This window comes from Candidatus Borrarchaeum sp., assembly GCF_019058535.1.
GTDB classification, from domain to species: Archaea; Asgardarchaeota; Sifarchaeia; order Borrarchaeales; family Borrarchaeaceae; genus Borrarchaeum; species Borrarchaeum weybense.
The window spans coordinates 1-8,985 of record NZ_JAHPYX010000076.1 but is presented as its reverse complement, the minus strand read 5'-3'; the positions used below and the strand labels follow the sequence as shown (position 1 = coordinate 8,985).

Sequence of the window (8,985 nt, the reverse complement as noted above, 5' to 3'; positions counted from 1 at the left end):
ATGTATGTATCAACGGTAGCAGTATTTCTCCGATGTTAACAAAGGAAGAATGTGATGCTGAGGTAGAACACCTAAATCAAGTTGCTAGAGCACATCATCTGTCTTTTCAACTCGCTTACGGGATGAAACATAAAATAGGAGAATGTATAAACAAAGAACTTGGTGTAATTGACGAAACCTACAGTAAATCGTGCAAAGCAAGGGAACAGGTAGAATGTATAGATTTTGACATTATTGTGAAAGAAATTAAGCCAAAATTACATGAAAACGTCCTAAAATTAGTAGAAAGATATCATCCGATTCTCCTTGAAGAAAAACAGAGTTTAATCGAAAATACTACTGATGAACAGCTTGACAGAATTTTAGAACTTTATGTTAAAAATGCAAAAAATTCTATCGAATATGGATATCTCAAGCATGATCCTCAGAAGATCAAAGACTACATTTATAATGCTGTCTTAGAAAGTATAGAATGGTGGTTAAAAAACGTTTTTGAAGACCAACTTATAGATTTCATTTAGATAATCCCCTTTTTCATTGATAAGGGACGAGTTTAATCCACGGAATTTCCTGTAATAGAAAACCTCCTCTTTTTAGGTATTTAATTGTATATTAGGGAAGTAATAGGGAAGTAATAGGGAAGTAATAAAACCATCCAGTAGAAGTTCCACCAATTTTTGGCGCCATAAATATTTCTCTTAGAGTGAAAGCATATACTCCACGGTTTTGTGGTATACGTCAGTTTTGAAGCAGAAGTTTAGGTAACTCTTACATTTGTATCGATCAGCTTAGATACATATCGAAAATTTTAAATATGACATTGTCATTATCATACCCAAGTTCATCAATAGTTTTCCTGAATCGAATTGATGAACAAATCTTTAACGGGGGCGTGTGATCCTCTTATGATATGAAATTAACAGAAAATTACATAGAGGTATTAAAGCAGGTGTAAACGAAATGAATACACAACAAATACAAGGTCAAGTTGAAGTAAAGGAAGAAATGGGTCGATCAATTAATTATTTTGAAAGATATCTTACCGTCTGGGTAGGTCTTTGCATTGTTGCTGGCATTGTGCTTTCTCAAATAATTCCAGCGATAAGTACAACCATTGATTCGTGGCAATTTGCTAGTATTAATATTCCGATTGGCATTTGCCTGTTCTTAATGATGTATCCTGCAATGCTCAATCTCCAAACTTCAGAGATTAAAAAACTAGGTAAAAATCCCAAACCGATAATTCTAACTCTGATTTCAAATTGGATTATTGCCCCTTTCGTTGGATTTCTAATGGCAAGGATATTTCTCGCTGGATTTGAGCAATTAATAGTAGCTGTAATCTTACTAGCGAGTTCACCTTGTACTGCTATGGTCTTAGTTTGGGGCTGGATGTGTGAGGGAAACCAAGAACAAAACGTGGTCAATACTAGCCTAAATACGGTCACTATAATGATCCTATTTGTTCCAATAGTTGCGCTTCTCACAGGAATCCAAAACATCCCAATTAATTACTTGCTACTTATTCTGTCAGTGGTCTTGTTTATTGGATTACCTATGAGTCTGGGAATCATTAGCAAAAGAGCAATTGTTTCCTTAAAGGGATTAGAGTGGTTCGATAATATTTACCGCCCTTTTGTTGGAAAAGTATCTATTGTTGCACTATTAACTACTTTGGTGGTGCTGTTTTCTTTAAATGGAAATGTATTGCTGCTTAATCCTGACCTTCTGGTCTTAGTGTCAATACCTTTGCTGCTAGGCTTTGCTATAGTCGTTGGTTTCAATACTTTGATTACGAAAATATTCAGTCTTAATTACAGGGAAGCAATTATCACGGTAATTATTGGATCTTCAAGTCACTTTGAAATTGCGATTGCTACGGCTGTTACAATGTATGGTGTCGGTTCACTTGCCGCCTTAGGAACTACAATGGGATTATTCTGGGAAGTTCCCATTATGCTCGGTTTAGTTTATTTAGGAAAATATCTTGGCAAAAGAGGGTTCTGGAAATGGCCGGAATCAGCATTAGATGCATGTGAAATTGTTGATGATCCCTCTGTTACATTATAGGTTCGACAATTCCCTAACTTCATCCCTTTTTTATTTTATCTACTTTAATAGAAAAATGAACGATTATATCTTGAAGCAAATAAAGTTTATACATCTCAAATGAAAGAAGTGAGTTAACATGCCGATAGAAAGTGAAAGATTAGAAAGACTTATTGACTCGGGAGAATGCCCTTCAAAAAGTTCCGAAGTTTATGCAAAAGAGCTGAAAGCGTTAAATGATCAATTAGATAAAGAGGTTCCCGAAAAACTACTCCAATTGTTTAATGCATTATCGGATCATAAAAGATGGAAAATTGTTAAACTGTTACTCAATCGCAAATTGTGCGTCTGTGAGTTTACTGAGGTGCTAGAGGTGACACAATCGACTGTGAGCCATCATCTGAGTATTTTAGAGAGCGCAGGACTAATAAGAGGCTTTAAGAAAGGAAAATGGACGTTTTATGAGGTAAAAAAACCAGATCACGTTGCCAAACTTTTTAAATTTGCTGAAGAATTAGTTAATTCCAAGGTTAGTGTTCTACCAGCCATTTAGGAAATTTATCTTTGATGATTGACTTTTTGTAACTCCTGTTCTTTCTTTTGTCTTAAAAGTGCCTCCTTGTTTGGAACATCATCTTTTAATAGAAAGGATGCCCACGTTGTATCTACTTTGTCAATATTTGCTTCCCAGTATAGTAAACGGTCATACAACCAATTACATTCTTTAGCAATCACATCATCAGCGTCTTTTTGTTCAGCAGCATATACAAATGCAGTAATCGTGTACATAACAAAACCCATGGCGTGCGTTTCAATATGGACAGTTCCAACAACGTGTCCCATAGCGCGAGCAGCAGCACAAGCAGCGGGATCTTCTTCGGCGACTGCGGTTGCGGCATTGTGTGTAGCATGGGCAGCCTTTTTGGCCACTGGCATTTTTATCTTTCCACGCGCCCATGCTTTTGCTGCTTCAACAGCTTCTCGTGGTCGCTCATCTTGGGGATACTTCTCTTCAAAAATCGGAAGTATGCGCTCGGCACATTCAATACTCCATACTACCAACGTCCTATGCTTTTGCTTTTCAATCAGTTCCCTAATTGGCCGTAAGCAGGCGCTTTCTCTTGTAACCAAAAGTTTTTTCATAATTTTTCTCCTTAATTTTTAATTTTCTTTGCTGGGGAATTAGTTTAACCACTATTTCAATTAGAATTGTAGTAAAAAAAACTGAAGCGAAGAACTTCCAGTTTGAATTAAAAGAAATAATTCTCTTCTGTTCCCAGCATATATTCGAGGGTTGAATGGTAGACGTCAACAAACTGATCAAAAGCATCTATATTCGGATCCAGAACTGGATTGAGTTCAACTATGACATAATGAGATAAATTGTTCTTTTCAAATGTTATTAACTTCTTTTGTGCAACATCCAAAATTAGGCGTCCTTCAGGAACTCTAAGTTCTCCTGACTTAATTGCGTCCACGAAAAGGCGATATTTGTCACTGTGGAGACCTCCCAGACAAACTTTAGCGTTCTTAACTCCTGAAGTCGTCTTCACGGTAAACGTTTTTTTCACCAAATTCCCCAATAATCTCTTAGGGATTAAGTGATTGTTTTGTACCTTTGTTAAGACTTCGTCTGCCATTTTTTGGCCTCTTGCTAATTCTATGACTCGAATTTCCTTTGTGATCTTCTCCTCATCAGCTTTTGCAGTAGGATCAATAACATCAGGGCTTATAATATCAACAAGCGGGGTTGGTTTGTCTGGCCTAAGTTCAGTGCTATCAAAAATCACTCCGGAAATTGTCTTAACCTCTGGAATTGGTCGACCACCTACGGACATATTTCCATACATTACTGCAGGTCCTATAAGACAAGACCGAACTAATGTTTCTCCAGTCTCTTCATTGGTAGATATAAGGTTCCATACTTGTTTCGATGTAGCTAGGATATATCCTTCAAGTTGAAAGGATCCCATTTGACTCTCATAATCTGGAATATAAAGTTCAAGTATCCAGAAAAGAGTTGGAAATTCGAGGACATCTTGAATTTCAAACACACCCCAGTAGCGCTCTAAATTGACGATAATTTCAGAAACTTTCTTTAAAATACATATAATTTGCTATCTGTATAACAATATTATACATTTGGAAAGTTTATCTCTCATATTTTTTTTATGAAATCATGAATTTAAAGTTTCTCAGAGATTTATACACAATTCTATTTCTATATGATATTGAGGTCTTCTATCTTTATTTTGTACATGGATACAGAAACGAAAAAATTAAAGGACATTAGATCAATATATGAACAATGCGCAAAGATATCTTCCTCTAATAAGGGGAAATAAAAAATAGGGGTAAGTAGTTAAAGATAGTCTTCTATTTTTGTCTTTTCTTACGCAGAATCATCGTTACTAGCGTAATAAGGGGGATAAGTCCAAGAAGCAAAGTTCCAAAACAGAATCCTGTACCGCCATCTCCAGCATCTCCAGTACCACCGCCTTCACCAGGGGACGTATCAATTGAAGATTCACCGCTTACTATTTCAGCATTTGACCAGTCGTACGCAAAAACATCGACGAAAAATCCTGCTACGCTTGTGTCAAAAATAATGACGCCTGCCTCTCTATTTTCATTCGCCGCTTCGTAGGACCAATTGATGCTTGAGATCAAAACAATTGAGTTATCTACAATAACGCCTTTGTTGTGACAATATTCAAAAACACTGCTAGAATATGCCACTTCGATTCCTTCAGATGCCATATAACTTGCCGAATCTGCCGCACCAGATGGTTGTTTATCAATGATTACTTTAACGGTGACACCACGATCCACAGCAGCTTCGAGTTCATCCAAAAACTCATCTGAGCTGCCATCCCATTCAGTTTTAATATAAGCTTGTTGGACATAAATAGTGTCTGTGGCGGACTGCAAAAGCGATTTTATCGCAGAGACATCGTTATCTGGTGAAACGATAGTTTGAATGGTCATGCTTCCTGTATATTTCTTTGAACTGAAAGACTTTGAATAACTGCCAGAAGACACACTTTCTGAAAAGGTTTTTTCATGATCAGCATCTTCAAAGTATGGTGTAGCTATACCCATATCGTTGTTAAAAACTTGTAGAAAGTAGTTGACGACATCACTGTTTTTGATCATCACTCCCCATTCGCGATTACCGTAACTGGGATCTTTTGGAACGCTCGTCTTCGCCCAATTCGCACTCTGGACTAGTACAACTTCTTGATCTATGATAATGTACTTCGCATGAGTGAAGTCATACGTATTTGAAGACTCAAACAAATTTACGTTTGTAGCACCTGCGTCATCTGCCGCTTGTGATAGATAATAGAGTGCGCCTCTTGTATTTGAGGTTTCAAATCCTGATGCATGACGGTATGAAACGATCACGTTAATTATAATGGAGGGATTTTCGTTCATTTTATCGACTAGAGCGTTTAGGAGGAATGTATTAGAAATGGCATAAATGCATAGGTCAATTTCTTCGTCTGCGCTATCCAACGCATCTATCGTTACGCCGTAAATCGAATCCGGGGATGTATAGCATGTTACCTCCATATTACCAGAATGCTTTGTGGCAGAAAAGTTAGAAGCTGTAGCTAATTGTGTGAAAATAACTCCAGTGAATAGTAGCGTTAGTGTTAGTGTTGTTACAAATAGATATTTCCTTCGCATTAATTTTCACCTTTTTTAAGACTTAAATATTATGTATGAGCTGTGAATATTTAAGTCTGTATCAATTGTTCTGAACGAATTTGCTATAAAAGACTGATGGAGGCAGAAATGTTAAGGCTAGAATGATAAATGGGTTAGCTAATAATTATCTGATCTTTCAAACGACGCACCTTAAATCAGATAAACGACTGGATTATCATTTTCAATTAATTAAAGAAGATAAAGTATTGATCTATTGTTATTGTGATCTAATGCGTGCCTCAAAGGGTTCGCAGTTTTGAAAATATTTCTTATGCAAAATACCGTAGCACAAGAAGGCCTGCCAAAAGAATATACAAACCTGCAATAAAATATCGCAAGTTCGTAGCAGAGACTCTGTGAGAGAATCGTGCGCCCATTTGTGCACCTATCACTAAACTCGGTGCTATAAACACAAGATATACATAATTTACATGCCCCAGTGACGCATGAGTAAGAAACGCCGCGAAGGCGGTTATAGTAACCATAAGGCTTGAGGTTCCCGTGGCTAAATTCACAGGAAGTCCACCAGCAATTAATACAGGGACTTTCAAAACACCGCCTGAAATGCCGAAAAACCCAGCAGCGAAACCGGCTAAAAAACTTGCGGGGAGTACGAGAGCTAAATTTACAATATATTCAACATTCTTATCATCGCTATTTATTAGAGTTCTTCTGACGTAAAAAAAACGGTGGTGTCCAGCCGTAATATGTTGTCCCGCGTCACTATTGATTTCGATTTCACAAGAGCTGTTGGCTTTCAAAACAATGACTGAATTGATAAGCAGGAGGAGTGCGAAAAGAATTTCCAAAAAGACCGTCGATATAAGAGTTGTTGTATACGCACCAAGAATTGCGCCTGGAACAGTTACTGATTCTAAAAGCAGCCCAAGTTTCCAGTCGACCCTCCTCTGTCTAAAATATTCAATAAAAGATGAAATTCCTGTAAACATTACTGCGCTGATACTAATTCCTACGGCTTGACGTGCATCAAAACCAAGAAATAGCAGAGTAGGCACCAATAAGATACCTCCACCAATACCAAGCATAGCTGAAATGAAGCCGATTATTAGAGTGGTTATAACTAATAGCACATAGATAAGTAATCCCATAATTTATCCCAGATTTTAATCAATACGCTGTAAGTCATAATAATAGTTTTTATAGTTGTGGTATCTATATGGATTACAATGCGAGGAATACCTCGCATTATGCGGAGAACACGTTCTTGTGCATGAGACCGAACCTGGGAGGTCCCACGCTTTCGACGATGGGGACGGATGACAGGCAAAAGGAAGAAAAAGGTGAAAAAATGAAAGAATTAAAATACGAATTTTCAACGCAAGAAGAAATTAACAAGGGTTTAAATTGTCTAAAGGACGTAACTGAAGTTACATCTGAAGAAATGGAGGAAACTGGTAGCCTCAAAATTAAATCTTCAGATAGATCGCTAATAATGATAGTTCATTCTATATTTTCTAAAGAGCAAGAACTTACAATAGAAGTATATGCCACTACTACGACTGAAGATGCAGAGAATGTAGTGAAGGAGTGTTTTGGAACACCAAAATCAGAAAGAAAACTAGCACCCTCAATATTGGAAGTGTCAAAAATCATTATCCAGTCTACTAGACAAAACCTAGATCTGTTGTCTGAAGATGTATGTGATATATTTGGACTGAAGGCAAAGCATTTTGAAAAATATAAAAAGATGATTATTCAGTCTGCCTCGATGCCTGGAGCGCTACCTGAGGTAAAACAGGCCGCAGATAAAATAGAATCCTTATAAATACCTCAAAAACTATCATATTCAACAAATTGCAAATACTTGGAGTTGAATTAATGACGGAAAGGGAAAATAGTCTCGTTGTAGTTTGGAGTAGCGGAGATCGCGAAGTTGCACTTAAAATGGTCTTCATGTACACTTTGAATTCAAAATTGAAAGATTGGTGGGAAGATGTTCGCTTTATTGTTTGGGGTCCATCAGCAAAGTTATTGAGTGTTGATGTCGAACTACAAGAATACTTACAAAAAATGAGAGATGCTGGAGTGATATTAGAAGCATGCAAAAAGTGTTCAGACCTTTTTGGAGTTTCAGCAAAACTCGAAGACCTAGGCATCGATGTAAAATATATGGGAGTACCGTTAACGACATATTTGAAGGAAGGTCGACACATAATCACTTTTTAATTAATCTATCATTCTTAAAGAGTTAGAACTCAAATAGAATGTTGCTCAATAGAGTAAAGTAGAATCATCTTTCATCAAAGGTATTTATTCTTTAATATTGTATGTATCGAGTTCTGAAGTTTGTAGCTTTACGTCTGACGAGCAGTCGTTTATTTTTAAAGACGAATGTATCTAAATCTCTTACAACTAGAATTGTCCTCACATGATTTTTCAATTCTAGAATAGCCTTTGTGGATTCTTTTGTTTGAAAGGGTATTGATTCTAAAGTGAGTCTCTCAGCAGCCTGTTTTAATATCGCTTCTTCAGTCGTTTCAATGTCTTTAGGAGTCTTTTTAAATAATGATCTGTGACCAAATCGCATATCGGCAATATGTGTCAATGCAAGATGGTTTGAATTGCTTCTTAGAGCATCAATCACAGCAGTAGATGGTGTAGAATGCATACTCTTTTGCGCCCATCGTTTATTTTTGTTAGGAAAGGTACTTTCATGAAAGAAAATACACGAGTTTTGTCCTAATTTCTGAATCGAAGGAAAACCCGCAATGGTATCTACTGGGAATGTGATTTTTAAATTAAGATTTTTGAAGGCGTAACAAAGAGTAGGTGTTCTATGTGCTGCTCTACATGCCCAAACTTCGGTATTTTGAATTTCATCTATTTTCTTAATTTCATCTGATTGAAAAAATAGTTGGTTTTTTTCATCGTCACTTAGAAATTCTATAAACCGTGGAATCCTTCCTAAAAAACAAGCTCTGATAAAAAGTCTTAAGAAACGTTCTTTCTCAGGCGGATAAAACAATTTCACCTTTGGATTATCAGAAGCTTTTTTAATCTTACGAAGAACCCAACCAAAATATACGGGGTTGAGGTGATCTAAATGTGTATGAGTGATATAGATGCGGCGGATTTTTGAAAAATCGTCTTTTCTAAGAGAAAGTAAGTTTTTGGATCCACAATCAATTAATGCAATAGATTGATCGTCATCAGAATATAGTCTTACGACCATTGCGCTTTTTGCTCTATATTGAAGTATGT

General features: G+C 36.7%; 10 protein-coding genes. 5 read left to right on the top strand and 5 right to left on the bottom strand.

Annotated features, from left to right (window positions below; all coding sequences use genetic code 11):
• From QVB70_RS04275 to QVB70_RS04265, 3 genes are all read left to right on the top strand, one after another.
• Positions 1 to 521 (top strand): hypothetical protein (locus tag QVB70_RS04275; protein WP_287583735.1); only part of this gene is annotated, 521 nt, incomplete at its 5' end.
• Between the two features lie 439 nt (positions 522 to 960).
• Positions 961 to 2,070 carry a bile acid:sodium symporter gene (locus tag QVB70_RS04270; RefSeq protein ID WP_287583734.1) on the top strand — a complete coding sequence of 370 codons (1,110 nt, stop codon included), beginning with the start codon at positions 961 to 963 and terminating at the stop codon, positions 2,068 to 2,070.
• 118 nt (positions 2,071 to 2,188) lie between these two features.
• Positions 2,189 to 2,602, top strand: coding sequence for a metalloregulator ArsR/SmtB family transcription factor (locus tag QVB70_RS04265; protein ID WP_287583733.1), 414 nt, complete (start codon positions 2,189 to 2,191; stop codon positions 2,600 to 2,602).
• A gap of 5 nt (positions 2,603 to 2,607) precedes the next feature.
• Here the strand turns inward: QVB70_RS04265 and QVB70_RS04260 are convergent, their stop codons facing one another.
• From QVB70_RS04260 to QVB70_RS04245, 4 genes are all read right to left on the bottom strand, one after another.
• On the bottom strand, positions 2,608 to 3,192 hold the full coding sequence (locus QVB70_RS04260) for a putative immunity protein (protein WP_287583732.1): 585 nt from the start codon (positions 3,190 to 3,192) through the stop codon (positions 2,608 to 2,610).
• Between the two features lie 107 nt (positions 3,193 to 3,299).
• The gene (locus QVB70_RS04255) at positions 3,300 to 4,103 is read right to left on the bottom strand and encodes a hypothetical protein (RefSeq protein WP_287583730.1); all 804 of its coding nucleotides are present in this window, start codon (positions 4,101 to 4,103) and stop codon (positions 3,300 to 3,302) included.
• 322 nt (positions 4,104 to 4,425) lie between these two features.
• Complete coding sequence (locus tag QVB70_RS04250; RefSeq protein WP_287583729.1) at positions 4,426 to 5,742, bottom strand: phosphatidylserine/phosphatidylglycerophosphate/cardiolipin synthase family protein; 1,317 nt, start codon at positions 5,740 to 5,742, stop codon at positions 4,426 to 4,428.
• Positions 5,743 to 6,032: 290 nt separating this feature from the next.
• Positions 6,033 to 6,872 (bottom strand): sulfite exporter TauE/SafE family protein, encoded by an 840-nt coding sequence (locus tag QVB70_RS04245; protein ID WP_287583727.1) that lies wholly within the window; start codon positions 6,870 to 6,872, stop codon positions 6,033 to 6,035.
• A gap of 68 nt (positions 6,873 to 6,940) precedes the next feature.
• On the opposite strand from QVB70_RS04245, the gene QVB70_RS04240 reads away from it, so the two are divergent.
• Positions 6,941 to 7,549 (top strand): hypothetical protein, encoded by a 609-nt coding sequence (locus QVB70_RS04240; RefSeq protein WP_287583725.1) that lies wholly within the window; start codon positions 6,941 to 6,943, stop codon positions 7,547 to 7,549.
• A gap of 53 nt (positions 7,550 to 7,602) precedes the next feature.
• On the top strand, positions 7,603 to 7,950 hold the full coding sequence (locus QVB70_RS04235) for a DsrE family protein (RefSeq protein WP_287583723.1): 348 nt from the start codon (positions 7,603 to 7,605) through the stop codon (positions 7,948 to 7,950).
• 91 nt (positions 7,951 to 8,041) lie between these two features.
• Here the strand turns inward: QVB70_RS04235 and QVB70_RS04230 are convergent.
• Positions 8,042 to 8,985: hypothetical protein (locus tag QVB70_RS04230; protein WP_287583721.1), on the bottom strand; the 944-nt coding region annotated here is incomplete at its 5' end.